At 70.6% G+C, this 18,482-nt stretch carries 15 protein-coding genes; 5 read left to right on the top strand and 10 right to left on the bottom strand.

What is annotated here, in order from left to right:
- Positions 1 to 48 precede the first annotated feature (48 nt).
- Positions 49 to 2,796, top strand: coding sequence for an ATP-binding protein (locus ABOD76_RS00645; protein WP_350241053.1), 2,748 nt, complete (start codon positions 49 to 51; stop codon positions 2,794 to 2,796).
- 12 nt (positions 2,797 to 2,808) lie between these two features.
- On the opposite strand, the gene ABOD76_RS00640 is transcribed toward ABOD76_RS00645, so the two are convergent.
- Positions 2,809 to 3,342: an ankyrin repeat domain-containing protein gene (locus tag ABOD76_RS00640; protein WP_350241051.1), complete on the bottom strand. Its 534-nt coding sequence runs from the start codon at positions 3,340 to 3,342 to the stop codon at positions 2,809 to 2,811.
- 124 nt (positions 3,343 to 3,466) lie between these two features.
- On the opposite strand from ABOD76_RS00640, the gene ABOD76_RS00635 reads away from it, so the two are divergent.
- Entirely contained in the window at positions 3,467 to 3,790 is a 324-nt protein-coding gene (locus tag ABOD76_RS00635; protein WP_350241049.1) for a hypothetical protein, read from the top strand.
- Between the two features lie 771 nt (positions 3,791 to 4,561).
- Positions 4,562 to 7,687, top strand: a complete 3,126-nt coding sequence (locus ABOD76_RS00630) for an alpha-mannosidase (protein WP_350241047.1) — start codon at positions 4,562 to 4,564, stop codon at positions 7,685 to 7,687.
- A gap of 16 nt (positions 7,688 to 7,703) precedes the next feature.
- Here ABOD76_RS00630 and ABOD76_RS00625 read toward each other — a convergent pair whose 3' ends face one another.
- Positions 7,704 to 9,092 carry an NCS2 family permease gene (locus ABOD76_RS00625; protein ID WP_350241046.1) on the bottom strand — a complete coding sequence of 463 codons (1,389 nt, stop codon included), beginning with the start codon at positions 9,090 to 9,092 and terminating at the stop codon, positions 7,704 to 7,706.
- A 264-nt stretch (positions 9,093 to 9,356) separates the two neighbouring features.
- On the opposite strand from ABOD76_RS00625, the gene ABOD76_RS00620 reads away from it, so the two are divergent.
- Together ABOD76_RS00620 and ABOD76_RS00615 are read left to right on the top strand one after the other, a co-directional pair.
- Complete coding sequence (locus tag ABOD76_RS00620; RefSeq protein ID WP_350241044.1) at positions 9,357 to 10,274, top strand: SPFH domain-containing protein; 918 nt, start codon at positions 9,357 to 9,359, stop codon at positions 10,272 to 10,274.
- Positions 10,275 to 10,276: 2 nt separating this feature from the next.
- On the top strand, positions 10,277 to 10,774 hold the full coding sequence (locus ABOD76_RS00615) for an NfeD family protein (protein WP_350241043.1): 498 nt from the start codon (positions 10,277 to 10,279) through the stop codon (positions 10,772 to 10,774).
- Here the strand turns inward: ABOD76_RS00615 and ABOD76_RS00610 are convergent.
- From ABOD76_RS00610 to ABOD76_RS00575, 8 genes are read right to left on the bottom strand one after another with little or no spacing between them, the layout of a single operon-like run.
- On the bottom strand, positions 10,737 to 11,486 hold the full coding sequence (locus ABOD76_RS00610) for an SDR family NAD(P)-dependent oxidoreductase (RefSeq protein WP_350241041.1): 750 nt from the start codon (positions 11,484 to 11,486) through the stop codon (positions 10,737 to 10,739). The two genes, ABOD76_RS00615 and ABOD76_RS00610, sit on opposite strands and share 38 nt — an antisense overlap.
- Positions 11,483 to 12,991, bottom strand: a complete 1,509-nt coding sequence (locus ABOD76_RS00605) for a carboxypeptidase M32 (RefSeq protein ID WP_350241039.1) — start codon at positions 12,989 to 12,991, stop codon at positions 11,483 to 11,485. The genes ABOD76_RS00610 and ABOD76_RS00605 overlap by 4 nt, the downstream gene beginning before the upstream one ends.
- A complete protein-coding gene (locus ABOD76_RS00600) occupies positions 12,984 to 13,928 on the bottom strand; it encodes a succinylglutamate desuccinylase/aspartoacylase family protein (protein ID WP_350241037.1) in 945 nt (314 codons plus the stop codon). The genes ABOD76_RS00605 and ABOD76_RS00600 overlap by 8 nt, the downstream gene beginning before the upstream one ends.
- Entirely contained in the window at positions 13,925 to 14,554 is a 630-nt protein-coding gene (locus ABOD76_RS00595) for an RraA family protein (protein WP_350241035.1), read from the bottom strand. Before ABOD76_RS00595 ends, ABOD76_RS00600 begins: the two co-directional genes overlap by 4 nt.
- Positions 14,547 to 15,965: a dipeptidase gene (locus ABOD76_RS00590; protein ID WP_350241082.1), complete on the bottom strand. Its 1,419-nt coding sequence runs from the start codon at positions 15,963 to 15,965 to the stop codon at positions 14,547 to 14,549. The genes ABOD76_RS00595 and ABOD76_RS00590 overlap by 8 nt, the downstream gene beginning before the upstream one ends.
- Entirely contained in the window at positions 15,965 to 16,732 is a 768-nt protein-coding gene (locus tag ABOD76_RS00585; protein ID WP_350241033.1) for an SDR family NAD(P)-dependent oxidoreductase, read from the bottom strand. Before ABOD76_RS00585 ends, ABOD76_RS00590 begins: the two co-directional genes overlap by 1 nt.
- The gene (locus ABOD76_RS00580) at positions 16,729 to 17,778 is read right to left on the bottom strand and encodes a ketopantoate reductase family protein (RefSeq protein WP_350241031.1); all 1,050 of its coding nucleotides are present in this window, start codon (positions 17,776 to 17,778) and stop codon (positions 16,729 to 16,731) included. Before ABOD76_RS00580 ends, ABOD76_RS00585 begins: the two co-directional genes overlap by 4 nt.
- Entirely contained in the window at positions 17,775 to 18,482 is a 708-nt protein-coding gene (locus tag ABOD76_RS00575; RefSeq protein WP_350241029.1) for a creatininase family protein, read from the bottom strand. The genes ABOD76_RS00580 and ABOD76_RS00575 overlap by 4 nt, the downstream gene beginning before the upstream one ends.

The raw sequence follows: 18,482 nt of genomic DNA, 5'->3' as shown, positions 1-18,482 counted from the left end.
GACCAGACAGGGGAAGCCTTCACTGGGAACAGGCGGTATTCTGCCGACATGACAGAGCGGTCGGACGTCCGGGCAGCGCCTCAGTGGTCTCCGGACGTTCTGGACCTGCTGGACGCCCTCGCGTCGGCCCAGACCGAAGGGGCAGTGCTGGAATGGCTGCTGGATGCGGCCCGCCGCTCGCTCCTGGCTCCCGCCGCTCAGGTGTGGTGGCCGGACAGGGACGGCCTGCCCCTGACGCTGGCCGCCAGCAGCGGCGCCGCGGACTTCGACGTCGGGACGACGTTGGCCGCTGCCGTGTGGCACCGCCGGGAGGCGCTGTACCTGGATGACCTGTCGGCCCTGCCGGACCAGCCGGAGACCGGAGTGGCCGCACGGCCGGGAGCCGCTGCCGCGCTGCCGCTGCCCGGCGCTCCCCCGGCCGGCGTGCTGACCGTGATCTACAGCGAGCCGCACCCATTCTCGTGGAGCGAGCGCCGGGTGCTGTCGGTGCTGCTGCAGCAGGCCGGGGCCGCCCTGGTTCGCCTGCAACAGGCCGGTCAGGAGTTGGGGCAGCACCATCAGCCGGCCGACGCCCTGAGGGCCTTCGTGCAGTTCACCGAGCGGGTCGCCAGCAGCACCGATGTGCCGGTGCTGGCCGAGCAGGCCATCGAGGTGCTGCGCGCCAGCCTGGGCGAGGTGAGCGTGGGCTACTACGAGGCCGACGGCGACTTCTGGACCGCGCGGGTGCTGTCGCAGGACCCGTTCATGCGCCGTTCGCTGCAGACGAGGCTGCATTTTCCAAGGGCCGCGCCGGGCCTGCAGCGGGCCTTCGAGACCAATGCCCCGCTGTCATACAGCCATATGCAGCCGCAGGAGGGCGATGAGACGGGCGAGGCGAGCTACGAGACCGGGGCGGTCTACCCCTACAGCTCCGGCGGCGAGCCGAAAAGCTGGCTGGGCATCGGCCGGGTCGGTGCCCAGCTGTGGACCGAGGCGGAGCTGGACATCTTCAAGGCGGTGGGGCGCAGCCTGGGGCTGGCGCTGGAACGCGCCGAGCAGACCCGCCAGCTGGAGGAGCGGCAGGCGCTGCTGGAAGAGGAGCGGGCCGCCCTGGACGCCTTCGTGACCTTCACCGAGGCGGTCGGCACCGAGACCGACCTGCTGCTGCTGGCCGCCCACGCCCGGGACGTGCTGAACGCGACCGTGCCGGAGCTGCACATCATGTACTACACGCTGGACGACCAGCAGTGGCAGCCGCGCGTGGTTTCCGGGCACGCGACCGTCGCGCCGCTGCCGCTGGAAACTCCCGGCTTCGCGGAGGCGCTCTGGACCCGTTCTCCGGTCACGGTCAGCGGCTGGAACGGCGGCGAATCGGCGCGGGTGGTCAGCGAGCCGCACGGCAACGGCGCGCTGTACCCGTACTTCTGGCAGGGCCGGCCCTTCGGCCTGCTGGCCGCCGGCACCCGCCACAGCCGGCACTGGACCCCCCGCGCCCGGGCCACCTTCATGGCGGTGGCGCGCAGCCTCGCGCTGGCCCTGGAACGGGCGGCCACCGCCGAGACGCTGCAGGTCCAGAATGCCGAGCTGCTGGCCCAGACCCAGGCGCTGGAGGCCTTCGCGCAGCTGACCAGCGACCTGGGCGTGCAGCGCGACCCGTACGCGCTGATCCGACGGGCGCAGGAGGTGGCGCTGTCGCTGCTGCCGGACGGGTTCGCGGCGTACTACGAACCGCAGGATCAGCGCTGGACGCTGCGTTCCCAGGTGGGCGAGCGCGGTCACGCGGGGCTGGAGGCGGCGGTGCAGGGCGGACTGGAGTGGGAGTTGACCCCCACCCTGACGATTCCCTGGTCCAGTGGGCGGCCGCTGTATCAGCAGCACTACCACCCGGACACCGACGGCATCGTCGAGACGGCCGGGGTGGTTCAGGCGGTCGCCAGCCTGCCCCTGCTGCTGCACGGTCAGCCGACCGGCGTGTTCGCGGTGGCGCAGTTCGGGCCGCGGCTCTGGAACGCCAGCGAGCGGGCGATGCTGGAGGGCGTCACCACCAGCCTGGGTCTGGCGCTGGAACGCGCCCAGGGCCTGATGCAACTCGCGCAGCGCTCAGCGGAGCTGGAACACAGCAACGCCGCCCTCACGGCGGCCAATGAGGAGCTGGAGGGCTTCACCTACTCGGTGTCGCACGACCTGCGGACACCGGTGCGGCACGTGATGGGCTTTGCGGACCTGGCCCTGCGCGAGGTGCGGGGCACCCCCAACAGCAAGGTGGAGCGGTACCTGAACGTCATCCACGACGCCGCCACGCGCATGAACACCCTGATTGACGGCATGCTGACGCTCTCCAGGATGGGCCGCCAGGACCTGCGGCTGGGCCCGGTGAACCTGGACCTGCTGGTGCGGCAGGCGCAGCACGACGTCAGGGCCGAGTTCCCAGCGCAGCCGGTAGAGTGGCAGGTGGCGCCGCTGCCGGTGGTGTGGGGCGACAGCGACACGCTGCAGCAGGTGATCACTAATCTGCTCTCCAACGCGGTGAAATACTCCCAGACCCGTCCGCTGTCGGTGGTGAAGGTGGAGGTTCAGGAGGGGGCGGACGGCTGGACCATTTCGGTTGGCGACAATGGCGTGGGCTTCGATCCGGCCTACCAGCACAAGCTGTTCGTGGTGTTCCAGCGGCTGCACAACTACCAGGACTTTCAGGGCACCGGGGTGGGGCTGGCGACGGTCCGCCGCATCGTGCTGCGGCATGGAGGTCAGGTGTTCGCCGAGGGCCGTCCGGGGGAAGGCGCCACCTTCAGCTTCACACTGCCGCGCCACGGCTAGGCGAGGGGGCGTCTACAGCGCCTGATCCATCAGCGCTTCCAGCTGGGCGGCGGTGTCGGCGGCCCCCATCAGCCGGGCCGCGTCGAGGGCGGACGTGCCGTCCACGGCGCGGGCACTCAGCTGGGCGCCGCGTTCCAGAAGCCGCGTCACGATGGCGGTGCGGTTGAACATCGCCGCCATCATCAGGGCGGTCTTGCCGTCCGGGCTGCGGCTTTCCACATCCGCCCCGTGTTCCAGCAGCAGGTCCACCATCGGCAGGTCGCCCTTGAAGGCGGCGCCCAGCAGCGGCGTCTGACCCTGATCGTTGGGGCGTTCCGGATCGGCGCCGTGCTGCAGCAGCTGCCGGGTCAGCTCCAGGTGGCCGTGGTAGCTGGCCAGCATCAGCAGGGTGTCCCCCCGGTGATTGGTCAGGTTGGCGGGCAGCCCGTGGTCCAGCAGCGGCGTCAGCTGTGCGGTGTCGCCGGCCCGCACCAGATCGAAGACCGTCTGCAGAAACTCGAGCGTCTCCGGGTCCAGGGCGGCAGCACGGTCGGAAGCATCGGACATGGTGAAGTCTCCTTACGGCCGGTGGGGCCGCCCTCATCCTGACAGGCGAAGGTCCCCGATTCACCGGTCCTGACCTCCTGGCCTTGAGGGAAAATTGAAAGACTCCTCATGTCAACATCAGTCCATGGTCGCCTTCCTGCTGCATCCGCTGATTCCGAACGTCTCCGCTGTTTTCCAGCTGAATGTGCTGCAGGTGCTGGCGCTGCTGCTGGCCGCCCAGGCCGCCCGCCAGGCCCTCGGCCGGTTGCAGGGCGTGCAGGGCCACCGGCGTCTGCAGCTGAGCGTGCAGCTGCCGATCAGCCTGGTGCTGCTCTCGGTGGCGCTGCTCAGCACCGTGTCGCCGGACGCCGTGGCCGCGCCGCTGCGACTGGTGGTGGGCGGCGCCCTGGTTGCCGCCTGGGTTCAGCTTGGCAGCTGGCGCGGCGTCATGAACCGCCTGCGCTCCTGAGCCAGGCGGCCGGCCCATCAGGCCAGGCACAGGTGTTCTGACCGGGATCCCACGTCCCCAGCAGGCGTGCAGCCCGGTGCAGGGCAGCTTTTAGGTAAGGCGATGCGGCCCAGCCAGCAGCTGGACCGGGGACACACAACTCAGGCGCAGCTCCCCTGAACCGGCTGAACACGGACATCGTGTCAGCCGGACTTGCTGTGCTGCTGCATCGTCCGCGGGCGGTGGCCGGTGGGCGGCTCCCATTCCGGTTTCCCTGGCCGTGCCAGCGCTTCCCGATGCGCGAAGGGACCTGGCTGGGCCGCGCCCGGCAGATCCTCACAAGCGTCCTGGGCCTCCACTGAAGCAGGTGGTCGAGCACGCTGTTGGGCCCTCAACCGGCTGTACAGCAACCTCCATCCAGCCCCCATGCCGGATGACCGCCCCAGCTGACCAGACCGGAAGGCCAGTTCAGGTGCTGAGGCCCACGTCCAAGCCGGGCGATTTAAACAGCAGTGGTGGCCAACCGCCTGACCAAGAAAGGCCTCGGCGCCGAGCCGCTTCCTGTGTGCTGGTGGGCCGCCGGGGCTCCTGTTGCGTTGGCCAGGAATCCTCGGACGGTCCGAAAGCGACAAGGGCGAGCAGGCCGACTCGGGCCGCTGAAGGCCTGCCCCTTGCGCTGTCTGCCACCAGCCTGTTTGACTATGGCGAGCCCGACCTGACCGCGCACCTCAATCCAGCCTCTCACGCCCCGGCAGCGGTTTGCTCCCTCCCGGCGCATCCCTGGAGGACCCCGTGGCACACCCACCCAGCCTCGAACAGCTGCTGCAGCTGATCCACAAGCGGATTCATGAGCTCGCGGCCTGGACCAACCAGGAGAGTGTCCCGGTCACGGACGGCCAGTTCCGGCCTCAAGGAGGCGCGTGGCAGCCGTACCGGGTGGGCGACCCCTGGCCCTCGCGCGCCTTCCCGGTGACCTTTCAGTTCACGGCCGAGGCACCTGAAGCGTGGCGCGGCGGCCCCGTTTACCTGCGGGCGCGACCGGGCGGCGAGGCGGTGCTGCTGATGAACGGTCAGGCCCGCTTCGGGCTGAACCGCTATCACCAGGAGGTGGTGCTGACCGACGGCACCGGCAATGCAGGGCCGTACCAGCTGACCATCGAGGCCTCGCCCAAGGGGCTGTTCGGCGCGCCGGTGCCATCACCGCGCTTTGAGGAGCTGAGTCTGCTGAGGCCGGACCTGCAGGTGCGGGCGCTGGTCGAGGACCTCGCGTCGGCCCACGACGCGGCGCGGCATCTGGCGCAGCGCGAGCGTCCGGACGTGGCCACGGCCCTGGCGGCGCTGCTGTGGGAGAGTGTCAATCTGTGCGTGCTGCCCCGGGGCGACGATCAGGCCTTTCTGGCCCGTCTGATGCACTCGCCCGCCGAGCGCGACATCATCGAGGGCATCTGGGACGAGTGGCAGTTCACCGCGCCTCCAGCCGAACTGCAGGACACCCACCGCGCTTCGCTGGAGGCGGCCCGGCAGCACCTCTCGGACGGGCTGCGCCGCCTGCTGGAACGGCACCCGGCCGAAGGCGAGCTGCACCTGACCGGCCACGCCCACATCGATCTGGCGTGGCTGTGGCCGCTGCACGAAACGAAGCGCAAGGCGCAGCGCACCTTCTCGACGGTGCTGGACCTGATGGACCGGCACGACGACTTCGTGTTCAACCAGTCGAGCGCCCAGCTGTACCAGTGGATGGAGGACGAGCAGCCGGAGCTGTTCGAGCGCCTCCGGGCCCGCGTGCAGGAGGGCCGCTGGGAGCTGGTGGGCGGCATGTGGGTGGAGCCGGACGGCAACCTGATCAACGGCGAGAGCTGGGTGCGCCAGCTGTACTATGGCCAGCGCTACTTCCAGTCGCGGTTCGGCCGCACGGCCACGGTCTGCTGGCTGCCCGACACCTTCGGGTACGCGGCGAACCTGCCGCAACTGCTGCGCCAGGCGGGGCTGCCGTCGTTCTTCACCACCAAGCTCACCTGGAACGAGACCAACGAGTTCCCCTTCGATCTGTACCGCTGGGAGGGGCTGGACGGCTCGCAGGTGGTGGCGCACTCGTTCCGCAACCCGAACCAGGGGTACAACGGCAACATCCTGGCGCACGATCTGGTGGACACCTGGCGCAACTTCAAGGGCAAGACGCACCACCCGGCCACGCTGCTGAGCTTCGGCTGGGGCAACGGGGGCGGTGGCCCCACCGACGCGATGCTGGAGCGCTACCGCCGCTACCAGACGTTCCCGGGGCTGCCGCGCCTGCAGATGAGCCGGGTGGCGGATCACTACGCGGCCATCGACGCCTCCCGCCTGCCGGTCTGGCGCGGCGAGCAGTATCTGGAGCTGCACCGAGGCACCTACACCACCCAGGCGACGGTCAAACAGCTGAACCGTCAGCTGGAACAACAACTGGTGGCCACGGAGGCGGCCCTGACCCTGGCGACGCGGCTGCTGCAGCGCCCGTACCCGCACGACGCGCTGGACACCTGCTGGACCACCCTGCTGCGCAACCAGTTCCACGACATCCTGCCCGGCTCCAGCGTTCACGAGGTCAACCAGACGCACCATCAGGAGATGCAGCCGGCGCTGGATCAGGCGCGCGCCCTGCGGCACGAGGCGCTGACCGCCCTCAGTGCAGAGGTTGGCGGGGGGCAGGACGCGGCCGGCGTGGTGGTGATCTGGAACCTCGGCGTGAGCGAACAGCAGCTGGACGTGACCTTCCCGCCGCCGGCGCTGGACGACTTCCATGTCACCGACCTGAACGGCGAGGTGCTGCCGCACGCCGTGACGCCCGGGGGCGTGCGGCTGACGGCCGACCGGCAGGTGCCGGGCCTGGGGCACACCAGCGTGCGGCTGCAGCCGGGCCCGAACCCGCTGCCCGCGCTTGTGGCCACCGACACCACCATCGAGACCCGCTTCCTGCGCCTGGAGGTGGCCCCGGACGGCACGCTGCTCCGGCTGCATGACCGCACGCAGGACCGGGAGGTGCTGGACGGCCCCGGCAACCAGCTGTGGCTCTACACCGACCTGCCGCGCACCTGGGAAGCCTGGGACGTGGACGCGCTGTACACGGCGCAGGGCCAGCAGCTGCGGGCGACGCGGCCGCCCCGCCTGATCCGCTGCTCGGCGGCCGAGGCCTGCATCGAGGTGGTGTACACCCACGAGCAGTCGGTCATCACCCAGCAGTACACGCTCGGCGCGGCCTCCCGGCGGCTCGACATCGTGACCCACGTGCACTGGCAGGGGCGGCGTCAGCTGCTGCGTTCGCTGACGCCGGTGCAGGTGCGCAGTCCGCACGCCACCTTCGAGACGGCCTTCGGGGTCGTGACGCGCAGCACCCACCACAACACCAGCTGGGACGCCGCGCAGTTCGAGGTGCCGGCCCACCGCTTCGCGGACCTCAGCGAGAGCGACTCCGGGGTGAGCCTGCTCAACGACAGCAAGTACGGCCACTCGGTCAAGGGCAACGTGCTGGGGCTCTCGCTGCTGCGCGCCCCGGTGTATCCGGACCCGCTGGCCGACCAAGGCGAGCACCACTTCACCTATAGCCTGTACCCGCACGCCGGGGCGGACCTCACCGGCACCCTGCGCGAGGCGCAGCAGCTGAATCGGCCGCTGGACGCCGTGCTGGCGCCCGGCACCGGCACCTGGCCCGCCGAACAGCGGCTGCTGACCGTGACGCAGCCGCGGCTGTCGCTCTCGGCGCTGCGGCTGAACCGGGACGAACAGGTGATCGTGCGGCTCTACGATCCGCTGGGCAGCCGCGGACACTTTGGGGTGCACTCGCCGCTCGCGTCGCAGTGGCAGCAGACCACCCTGCTGGAGGACGGCGAGGCGGACTGGACCGGCCGCTACGGGCCCTTCGAGGTGATCACCCTGCGCGGCTGACCCAGACGCCGCGCCTTCAGCCGGCCGTGAGCCAGATGTAGCGCGCCAGCAGCAGCACCGCGACCGCGTACAGCAACCCGCTGACCTCACGGCCCCGCCCGCTCAGCAGCTTGATGGCGCAGTAACTGATGACGCCCAGGCTCACCCCGTTGGCGATGCTGAAGGTCAGCGGCATCACGACGATGGCCAGGAAGCACGGCACGGCCTCGGACATGTCGTCCCAGGCGATCTGGCGCACGCCTTCCAGCATCATCGCCCCCACCAGGATCAGCGCGGGCGCGGTGGCGGCCGCCGGGACCACGGCGGCCAGCGGCCAGAAGAACACGCTCAGCAGGAACAGCACGCCGACCGTCACGGCCGTCAGGCCGCTGCGCCCGCCCTCCCCGATGCCGCTGGCCGACTCGACATACGCGGTGGTGGTGCTGGTGCCCATCAGGGCGCCGAACATCGCCGCCAGCCCGTCCATCGCAAAGGTGCGGCGTGGACGGGCCATGTTGCCCTCACGGTCCAGGTACCCGGCGCGCTGGGCGAGGCCCGTCAGGGTGCCGGTCGCGTCGAAGAAATCCACGAAGAAGAAGGTGAACACCACGTTCAGCAGCCCCAGGCCCAGCGCGCCGGCGAGATCCAGCTGCAGGAACAGCCCTGAGGGCCAGACCGGCGCGTCCAACACCCCCAGCAGCCGGCCCTGGAAGCCAGGAAACGCCTGCAGCGCCCCATTGGGGCCGCCCGCGTACACCGGCAGGTGCAGCAGCACGGCCAGCACGCTGGTCAGCAGGATGCCCCACAGCACCGCCCCGGTTACCCGCCGCACCAGCAGCACGCTGCTGATCAGCAGGCCCACCAGTGCCAGCCACACGGTGGGCGAGGTGACGGCGCCCAGACCCACCAGGGTGGCGGGGTTGGCCACCACCAGCCCGGCGTTGCGGAAGCCCAGGAACGCCAGGAACAGGCCGATGCCGCAGGTGATCGCGAACTTGAGCCCCAGCGGAATGGCCTTCACGATCGCCTGCCGTGCCCCCAGCACGCTGAGCAGCACGAACAGCACGCCGGAAATGAACACCGCGCCCAGCGCAGTCTGCCACGGCACCCCGAGGCCCTGCACCACCGTGTACGCAAAAAAGGCGTTCAGACCCATGCCCGGCGCCTGGGCAAACGGATACCGGGCCACCAGCCCCATCATCAGCGAACCGAACGCGGCCGAGAGGGCGGTGGTCATCAGCAGCTGCACGAAGGCGTTGGGAATGTGGATGGCGGCCGAAAGCACCTGCGGGTTCACGAACAGGATGTAGCTCATGGTCAGGAAGGTGGTGAGCCCGGCACGCAGCTCACGCGGCACGCTGCTGCCCAGGGCCTGCAGCCTGAAGGCCCGGTCCAGGGCCAACCCGGAGGACACCGGACCGCTCATGGCCGCTCCAGGCCGGCGCGGAGGAAAGCCTGGAAGCCGGAACGCAGCAGAAGGCCAGGGCGCATCATTGTGGTGTTCTAGCGTACGTTCCACTCCGGTTGTGGCGCTCCACGTTCACCGGAGATTCGGAGAGCGGCTCCCAATCGCAACCTGCGCCCTGTGGGCGCAGGCCGGGTGCGCCATACTGCACAGACCGGTTTCCTTCATCCTCGCTCCGCCGCTCCGGCCGGCGGCCACCTTCATTCCGCCCAGAAGAGGTTCAGAATGGCAATTTCCGTGCTCGCCGTGATCGTGCTGGTGCTGGTGGTGGTGACGCTCGCCGCCGCCGTGAAGAGTGTGCCGCAGGGCTACGAATGGACCCAGGAGCGCTTCGGGCGCTACCAGCGCACCCTCAAACCCGGCCTCAACCTGATCTTCCCGTACATCGACCGTATCGGCCGGCGGGTCAACATCATGGAGCAGGTGCTGGACGTGCAGTCGCAGGAGATCATCACCAAGGACAACGCCCAGGTGACGGTGGACGGCGTGATGTTCTACCAGGTGCTCGACGCGGCGAAGGCCAGCTACGAGGTCGGCAACCTGAATCAGGCGATGCTGAACCTCACGATGACCAACATCCGCACCGTGATGGGCAGCATGGACCTGGACGAACTGCTGTCGCAGCGCGACTCGATCAACACCCGCCTGCTGCGGGTGGTGGACGAGGCCACCGAGCCGTGGGGCGTCAAGATCACCCGTATTGAGATTAAGGACATCAAGCCGCCGGCCGATCTGGTCGCCAGCATGGGCCGGCAGATGAAGGCCGAGCGCGACAAGCGCGCCGTGATCCTGGAGGCCGAGGGGCTGCGGCAGGCGGCCATCCTGCGCGCCGAGGGTCAGAAGCAATCGGAGATCCTGAATGCCGAGGGCCTGCGGCAGGCGGCGTTCCTGGCGGCTGAAGCACGGGAACGGCAGGCGCAGGCCGAGGCGGAGGCCACCCGGATGGTCAGTCTGGCGATCGACGCGGGCAGCGTGCAGGCCATCAACTACTTCGTGGCGCAGAAGTACATTGACGCGCTGGGGCAGCTGGCCACCAGCAGCAACCAGAAGACCCTGATCCTGCCTCTGGAGACGGTCGGCGTGCTGGGCAGCATCCAGGGCATCGCGGAGCTGGCCGCCGCCGCCAGCGGCCAGAAGCGCTGAGCATGGACTGGCCCACGCTGTCGCACGTCGCGCCGTGGCACTGGTGGGCGCTGGCCGCCGTGCTGCTGATTCTGGAGGTGCTGGTTCCAGGGGTGTTTCTGGTGTGGCTGGGCATCGCGGCGGCGGTGCTGGGCCTGCTGGTGGCCCTGCTGCCACTGGGCGTGCCGCTGCAACTGCTGCTGTTCGGGGCGCTGAGCGTGGTGAGCATCCTGGTGGGCCGGCGGGTGCTGGCCCGGCTGCCGCACAGCGCCGAGGCCGATCAGCTCAACCGGGGCGCGGCGCGGCTGATCGGCCGGACGGTGGTGCTGACCGAGCCGATCCGGCACGGCCAGGGCCGCGCCCGGGTGGGCGACGGCGTGTGGCCGGTGCAGGGGGCGGACGCCCCTGCCGGCAGCACCGTCCGCATCGTGGCGGTGCAGGGCACCACCCTGCTGGTGCGCCCCGACGGCGCGGCGGAAGCGCTCAGCCCTGATCGAGCGGGCGGATCAGAATTTCGTTGACGTTGACGCGCTGCGGCTGCGTCACCGCATACACCACCGCCGCCGCGATGTCCTCGGCCTCCAGCGGGGTTATGGTCTTGATGCGGCTCTCGTAGGTGTCCTTGGTCTGCGTGTGGGTGATGTGGTCGGTCAGCTCGGTGGCCACCACGCCCGGCTCGATCACCGTGACGCGGATGCCGTTCAGGCGCACCTCCTGGCGCAGCCCCTCGCTGAAGCCGCCCAGCGCCCACTTGGTGGCGCTGTACCCGGCGCTGGTGGGGCTGGCCCCGCGCCCCGACACCGAGGAGATGTTCACGATGTGTCCGCTCTGCTGCGGCGTCATGGTCTCCAGCGCCGCGTGGGTGAGGGTCATCACCGCCCGCACATTCAGGTCCAGCATGCGCTGCCAGTCGGTGATGTCCGCGCCGGTCACCGGGCCCAGCAGCATCAGCCCGGCGTTGTTCACCAGGATGTCCAGCCGGCCGAGCGCCCCCACCGTGCGGCGCACCGCGTCGCGGGCGTGCTCGTCCTGGGCAATGTCCAGCGCGATCACCTCGGCCCGGCCACCCGCCTGCGTGATGGCCGCGGCCAGCGCCTCCAGCCGGTCCTGCCGTCGAGCGACCAGTGCCACAGCAGCCCCCTCCTGGGCCAGTGCGCGCGCCGTGGCCTCCCCGATGCCGCTCGACGCGCCGGTCACCAGCGCCACTTTGCCCGACAGTCTGCCTTCGCTCATGCGTGTGCCTCCAGGGCGTACAGCCCGGTGAATTTCTCGCTCAGGTAGTCCAGGTACGGCTGCGGGTCCAGCCCGCTGCCGGTGGCCCGCTCCAGGAGTTCATGCGGGGTGTAGGTGCGGCCATGCCGGTAGATGTGCTGGGTCAGCCACTCGCGCAGCGGCGTGTAATCGCCGGACGCGAGCTGAGCGTCCAGCTGCGGCAGGGCCGCCTGGGCCGCCCGGTAGAACTGCGCCGCCATGACGTTGCCGACCGTATAGGTAGGAAACGATCCGAAGTAGCCGGTGGACCAGTGGATGTCCTGCAGCACGCCGCGCGCGTCGTCCGGCACGTCCAGGCCCAGGTCCGCCTTCACCCGGGCGTTCCAGGCGGCCGGCAGGTCCTGCACGCTCAGCTCGCCCGCGATCAGCCGGCTCTCCAGCTCCACGCGCAGCATGATGTGCAGGTCGTAGGTGAGTTCGTCGGCTTCCACCCGGATCAGGCTGGGCCGCACCCGGTTCACCGCCCGGTGGAACTCCGCGGCACTCACGCCCTGGAGCTGCTCCGGGAACTGCTGCTGCAGCGCCGGGAAGTGCAGGTCCCAGAAGGCGCGCGAGCGGCCCACCCGGTTCTCCCACAGCCGCGACTGGCTCTCGTGCGTGCCGAAGCTGGCCCCACCCACCGCGTACAGGCCCAGCAGGTCGCTGGCCAGCACGGTGCGGCTCAGCTCCGGCGCGACGCCCTGCTCGTACAGCGCGTGGCCGGTCTCGTGCAGGGTGCCGAACAGCGCGCCCGGCAGGAAGGTCTCTTGATAGCGGGTGGTGATGCGCACGTCCTGGCGGGTGAAGCTGATCTCGAACGGGTGAGCGGAGGCGTCCAGCCGCCCGCGCGTCAGGTCATAGCCGAACGCCTGGGCCAGCCGCAGCGAGAAGGCGCGCTGCTCGGCAGCCGGGTAATGCCGGTCCAGGAAATCCGTGCGCGGCTCCGGCTGGCGCATGATCGCCTGCAGCAGCGGCACGTGATGCTCGCGCAGGCGCTGCAGCAGCGGCAGCAGCGTGGCGGTGGTCAGGCCCGGTTCGTAGAGGTTCAGCAGCGCGTCGTACGGGTGGTCCTGGTAGCCCAGCGCGTCGGCAAGGTCACGGCTGAGGTGCACCATCCGCTCCAGGTACGGGGCGAAGCGCGGGAAGTCGTTGGCCGCCTTCGCCTCGGCCCACACGTCCTGCGCCTCGCCCTTGAGCGCGGCCAGCTCCCGGGTCAGGGTCTCTGGCACCCGCTTCAGGGCGGAGGTGGCCTCCAGCGTCTGCTGGGCGGCACGGTCATTCGGATCGGCGTCCAGCGCGGCTCGGACCGCCTGCTCGAAGGCCGGCGAGAGCAGTTTCTCCTGCGCCACGCCGGTGAGGGTGGCCGACTGCTGGGCGCGGGTGACACTGCCGCCGGGCGGCATCTGGGTGCGCGCGTCCCAGTTCAGCACGTTCAGGATGCACAGCAGGTCGTTGATTTCGGCGCTCAGTCGGGCAAATTCAGACATGGGGGGCCTCCGAGGACAGGGTGCCGATGCCGTACAGCGGGTCACCGGCGTTCATGGCAAGACTGGTCACGGCGAACAGCACGGTGCCGCCAGCAGGAGCGGAGAGTTCGGCCAGGACGGTCCCGAACACGTCGCGGATGTGGCCGACCGGCTGCCCGGCCTCCACCGTCTCCCCCACCTGCACGGCGGGGGTCCACAGGCCGCTGACCGGAGCGCTCATCCAGGCCAGGGCGTGATACTCCTGCACCGGCAGCGGACCCGACGTGCCGTCCAGCATCTTCAGGTGCCGCATGACCCGCACCACGCCGTCCACCAGCGGGGCCACGGCCTGCTCCGGCCACAGCCCCTGGCCGCCGGCCTCCGCGATCACGGCCGGCACGCCCTGCTGCCGGGCCGCCGAGATGCTCATCACCTGCCCCTCGCTGACGGTGAGGTGCGGCAGGCCGAAGACGCGCCCCAGGGTCATGGCCGCCTCGTCACCCGCCGGCACGATGCAGAAGGGGGCCAGCGCCTCCACCAGGTCACCGCCGTGCAGGTCCAGAAACGCGTCGGCATGGGCGATGAATTCGGACGTCAGCCAGTGCGCCAGCCGCTCGGCGTAGGTCCCGTCCGGGCGGCCGGGGAAGCAGCGGTTGAGGTTCTTGCCGTCCAGCGGGTTGATGTAGATGCTGCGGGCCGAGAAGGCCGGCGGGTTCACGATCGGCAGCACCACCAGCATGCCGCCCAGCGTCTGCGGGTCGGTGGCCATCAGCCGGGTGGCCGCCTCAATGCTGGCGTACTCCGCGCCGTGCACTCCGGCAGTGACCAGCAGGGTGGGGCCGGGCCGCGCGCCTCGGATGAGGCGGCAGGCGATCGGCTCGCCGCTGCCCAGGTCAGGGGTGAGCTGCAGGTCCGTCACGGTGCCGGGCTGCACCTGCGTCCAGTCGGGTGAAATCATGCTGAGTCTCCCTCCGGGCTGAGCTCTGCGGCGCTGCTGGTGCGGGCGAACAGCGCCTGCTCGGCAGACAGCAGCTCCTGCACCCGGGCCAGTGTGGCCTGAATCCGCGCCTGCGGCACCACCACCACCCCGTTCTCGTCGGCCACCATCAGGTCGCCGGGGTGGACCGGCTGGCCGCCCACCGCCACCGGCACGTTCACGGCGCCGCGCCCGGCCGGCAGCCCGGCATTGGGGGTGATGGCGGTACTGAACACCGGAAACCCCAGCCGGCGCACCGCGCTCACGTCGCGGCAGGCGCCATCAATGACTGCGCCTGCCAGTCCGCGGGCCAGCGCCGCGCGGGTGGTGCGCTCGCCCCAGAACGCCGAATGGGTCATGCCGTGCGAGTCGATCACCAGCACACTTCCGGCCGGCGCGGCCCCGATGCCCTCAAATACCGCGCTCAGGTCGGTGCCCAGGGTACGGACCGTCACCGCCGGGCCGAGCAGCCGCGCCTCGGGCCACACCGGTCGGACGCTCGCCCCCAGCGCGCCACTTCGCTCCAGCGCGTCCGAGATGTTGCAGGTCAGGTCGCCCTGCAGCAAGAGGGCCTGAAAGGCGTGCAGGGAGGCGTCCGGGTCAGTCATACGCGCGGGCTTCCCGGCTGGCCGTCGCTCCCCGCAGCTCTGCCAGCGTCATCCAGTACCGTGCCCAGGCCTGCTGCCCCTCCTGGATGCGCGGCAGGCGGAAGAACTCGTTGGGCGCGTGAATGTCCTCGTCGCCCACCGCGAAGCTGAAGAACACCGTGTCCACGCCCAGCACCTCGCTGAAGGTCTCCAGCACCGGAATGCTGCCGCCCATGCCCACTTCCAGCGGCGGCCGCCCATACACCGCCTCCAGCACCTCGCGGGCCACCCGGCGGCCCGGATGCCCGGTCGGCAGCTGGTAGGCGCGGGCGCCGTGGTCGCTGGGCTGGACGTCCAGCGTCACGCCCGGCGGCAGGTGGCGGCGCAGGTGCGCTTCGATCAGGCCGGGGATGCGGGCCGGGTCCTGGCCCGGCACCAGCCGGCAGGTCACCTTGGCGTGCGCCTCGCTGGGCAGCACCGTCTTGCTGCCCTCGCCGGTGTAGCCGCCCCACAGGCCGTTCAGTTCCAGGGTGGGCCGGTCCCACTGCCGTTCCAGCGTGCTGTAACCGGTTTCGCCATAGACCTCGGGGGCGCCGGTCTGGGCGAGGTAGCCCTCGTCGGTGAACGGCAGCTGACGGGTCGCTTCACGCTCCTCAGCGGTGCGTTCGGTGACGCCGTCATAGAAGCCGTCCACCGCCACCCGGCCGTCAGGCGTGTGCAGTCCGGCCACCAGGTCGGCCAGGGCGTGCAGCGGATTCTGAAGGCTGCCGCCGTGCCGCCCGGAGTGCAGGTCCTTGGCGGGGCCGCGCACCGTGAACTCCAGCGCCGCCAGCCCACGCGCGCTCACCGTCAGCGAGGGCGTCTCGGCGCTCCACATGCCGCCGTCCGCGCTCAGCACGAAGTCGGCCGCCAGCCGCTCCCGCCGCTCGGTCACCAGGGCCGGCAGGTGCGCGCTGCCCACCTCCTCCTCGCCCTCGAACAGGAACTTCACGTTCAGCGGCAGGCGGCCCAGGGTGTGGAGGTAGGCGTCCGCCACCTGCACCGCGATCAGCAGCGGTCCCTTGTCGTCGCTGACGCCGCGCCCGTACACCCGCTCGCCTTGCACCGTCGGGGTGAAGGGCGGGGTGCGCCAGCGGTCCTCCGGGTCTGGCGGCTGCACGTCGTAGTGACCGTACACCAGGATGGTGGGGGCACCCGGCGCGCCCAGCCACTCGGCGTATACCGCCGGATGGCCGCCAGTGGGCCACTGCTCGACCGTTTCCAGCCCGGCCTGCCGCAGCCGGGCGGCCAGCCAGTCGGCGGCACGTTGAATGTCCGGGGCGTGCTGCGCCTGGGCGCTCACGCTGGGAATGGCGGCGAAGGCCAGCAGGTCCTCGACCGAGGCCTGTTGCCGACCGGCGAGCGTGTCCAGCACCTGCTCCAGGTCGCCCATCACTTGCCGCCGTCCACGCTCAGCACCTGCCCAGTGATCCAGCCGGCCTGCTCCGAGGCGAAGAACTGCACTGCCGAGGCGATGTCCTGCGGGCTGCCCAGCCGCTTGAGGGCGATGCCCTGCACCAGCCGCTGCTGGCCCTCCTCGCCGTAGCTCTGCCACTGGCGCTCGGTGGTGGGGTTGCTGCGCACGAAGCCGGGCGCCACGTTGTTGACGGTGATGCCGAACTCGCCCAGCTCATGCGCCAGTTGCCGCGTCAGGCCGATCTGCGCGGCCTTGGCGCTGGCGTACGCCTGGATGCCGGTCAGGCTGACGCCCAGCCCGGCCCCGGAGGAGATGTTGATGATCCGGCCGCGCCGCTGGCGCTTCATGGCCGGGGCCACCGCCTGGGCGAAGTGAAAGGCGCCGTCCACGTTGACGCGGAAGATGCTCTGCCAGTCGCCCTCGCTGATCTCCTCCAGCGGGCGGCCCACCTGTCCCAGCACCCCGCCCGCGTTGTTGACCAGCACGTCCAGGCGGCCGGTGGCCTGCTCGGCCTCCTGCGCCAGCCGCTGCACCGCCGCGCGGTCCGTCACGTCCACCGGGCGCACGTGCAGCGGCGTGCCCTGCTCCTCGGCCAGCCGCGCCGTCTCGGTCAGGCCCTCCGGCTGCACGTCGCAGGCGTACACCGCCGCGCCGTCCCGGGCGAAGGCCAGCGAGATGGCCCGGCCGAAGCCCTGCGCCGCCCCGGTCACGATGACCGTCTGGCCGCTGAAGTCCAGCTTCACGAGGTCACCCGCTGCGGCATGACGCGGTGCAGCTCCAGCAGGTTGTCGCGGCTCAGCTCGCGCTGGCCGTCCTCCAGTTCGTGGATCAGCTGCACCAGCCGGGCGGTGATGGGCGTGGGCACCCCGTGGACACCCCCGAAGTGCACCACCCAGCCGAGCTGCGCGTCCACCTCGGTGCGGCGTTTGCGCACCGCCAGATCGCGCCAGATGCCGCTGTGGGTCTTGGCGCTGCGGCGGTTGAAGGCGACCATCTCGGTCAGGCTGGCGTCGGCGGCCTCGTCGCTGGCGCCCGGCACGAAGGCAGCCGGATCAAACCCGTTGAAGGCTTCGGGCGTCACGCCGTGCGCGTGCGCTACCCGCAGCACCTCGCGGCCCAGCGCCACGTACAGGTCGCGGTCCTCCGGGCGGGCCAGCGCGTCCGCGATGCCGTCGTTGGTGACGGCGGTGGCGAACAGCAGCGCGCCGTACCCGAGCTTGCTCCACAGGTACCCGGAGATGTTCTCGCTCAGCACCGCGTTCGGCTCGAACTGCCGCAGCAGCCGGTGCAGCTGTTCCACCCGGGGCGTGACGCGGCCGTCCTGCTCGCCCACCACCACCGCGCCGCGCCCGCTGTAGGTCACCACGCCCGGCTCCAGGTAGTCGGCGCCGAAGTTCACGAAGCTGCCCACCACCCGCTCCTCGCCCAGCAGGCGGTTGAGCGTCAGCGGATTGAGGCCGTTCTGCACCGACACCAGCACCCCGTCCCGGCCGAGGTGCGGGGCCAGTTCGGCCGCCGCCGCCTCGGTGTCCTGGGCCTTGACGCACAGCAGCACCGTGTCCCACTGGCCCTGCAGCTGATCCGGCGTGAACGCCGCGGCCGGCACGGTGAAGTCCTCGATCGGGCCGACGATGTGCAGGCCCGCCGCGGTCATGCGCTCCACGTGATCGGCGGCGCGGTCCACGAAGGTCACGTCATGCCCGGCCCGCACCAGATACGCCCCGATGGTCCCGCCGATGGCCCCCGCCCCCCAGATGAGCAGGCGGGCTTGGTCGTCTTCCCCGCTCATTGGGCCCAGCTCCCGTCCAGCAGGGCGCGGGTTTCCTTCACCGCCACGTCCCAGATGCGCTGCATCTCGTCGTCCGGACGCTGGAAGCGGCCCCCGTAGTTGCCCTCCTGCAGGTAGCCGCGCAGTTCCTGCGGCCCCAGCAGCCGCAGCCGGTCCAGATCAAGGGGCGCCTTCTCCTCGTCCGGCAGCGTGACGCCCTCCAGCCGGGTCCAGGGGAAGTTCTCCATCCAGGAGGCGTGGCTGGCGTTGGTGTCGGTGGCCTGCACCTGCGCCCAGACCTGCGGAGCGTTCCACCAGTTGTGGAACTTGACCCGGCTGCCGGGGTGGTCCGCCATCCACTCGCCGGTGAAGCCCAGCGCGGGGCTGTTGCCGCCGTGCCCGTTCACGATCAGGATGCGCCGGAAGCCCTGCTCGTACACCGCGTCCAGAATGTCGCGCACCACGCTGAGGTAGGTCTGCACCCGCAGCGTGACGCTGCCGGGGTAGCCGCGGAAGTACGGCGTGATGCCGTAGGGCAGCACCGGCAGCACCGGCACGCCCAGCGGCCCGGCGGCCTCGTGGGCCAGCCGCTCCGGCAGGATGTTGTCGACCGCGAGACTCAGGTAGCCGTGCTGCTCGGTGCTGCCCAGCGGCAGCACCAGCCGGTCGTCGCGCTGAAGGTACTCTTCAACCTGCATCCAGTTCATCTGTGCAATCGGGGTCAT

The sequence above is a fragment of the Deinococcus sonorensis KR-87 genome, assembly GCF_040256395.1.
Taxonomy (GTDB): domain Bacteria; phylum Deinococcota; class Deinococci; order Deinococcales; family Deinococcaceae; genus Deinococcus; species Deinococcus sonorensis.
This window is presented reverse-complemented; position numbering and strand designations above follow the sequence as displayed.

Coding starts and splice junctions, on each gene's coding strand:
- ABOD76_RS00595 (WP_350241035.1), bottom strand. CDS start 14,554: ATGACTGACCCGGACGCCTCCCTGCACGCCTTTCAGGCCCTCTTGCTG.
- ABOD76_RS00610 (WP_350241041.1), bottom strand. CDS start 11,486: ATGAGCGAAGGCAGACTGTCGGGCAAAGTGGCGCTGGTGACCGGCGCG.
- ABOD76_RS00605 (WP_350241039.1), bottom strand. CDS start 12,991: ATGTCTGAATTTGCCCGACTGAGCGCCGAAATCAACGACCTGCTGTGC.
- ABOD76_RS00590 (WP_350241082.1), bottom strand. CDS start 15,965: ATGGGCGACCTGGAGCAGGTGCTGGACACGCTCGCCGGTCGGCAACAG.
- ABOD76_RS00625 (WP_350241046.1), bottom strand. CDS start 9,092: ATGAGCGGTCCGGTGTCCTCCGGGTTGGCCCTGGACCGGGCCTTCAGG.
- ABOD76_RS00580 (WP_350241031.1), bottom strand. CDS start 17,778: ATGAGCGGGGAAGACGACCAAGCCCGCCTGCTCATCTGGGGGGCGGGG.
- ABOD76_RS00635 (WP_350241049.1), top strand. CDS start 3,467: ATGGTCGCCTTCCTGCTGCATCCGCTGATTCCGAACGTCTCCGCTGTT.
- ABOD76_RS00575 (WP_350241029.1), bottom strand. CDS start 18,482: ATGACCCCGATTGCACAGATGAACTGGATGCAGGTTGAAGAGTACCTT.
- ABOD76_RS00640 (WP_350241051.1), bottom strand. CDS start 3,342: ATGTCCGATGCTTCCGACCGTGCTGCCGCCCTGGACCCGGAGACGCTC.
- ABOD76_RS00600 (WP_350241037.1), bottom strand. CDS start 13,928: ATGATTTCACCCGACTGGACGCAGGTGCAGCCCGGCACCGTGACGGAC.
- ABOD76_RS00645 (WP_350241053.1), top strand. CDS start 49: ATGACAGAGCGGTCGGACGTCCGGGCAGCGCCTCAGTGGTCTCCGGAC.
- ABOD76_RS00615 (WP_350241043.1), top strand. CDS start 10,277: ATGGACTGGCCCACGCTGTCGCACGTCGCGCCGTGGCACTGGTGGGCG.
- ABOD76_RS00620 (WP_350241044.1), top strand. CDS start 9,357: ATGGCAATTTCCGTGCTCGCCGTGATCGTGCTGGTGCTGGTGGTGGTG.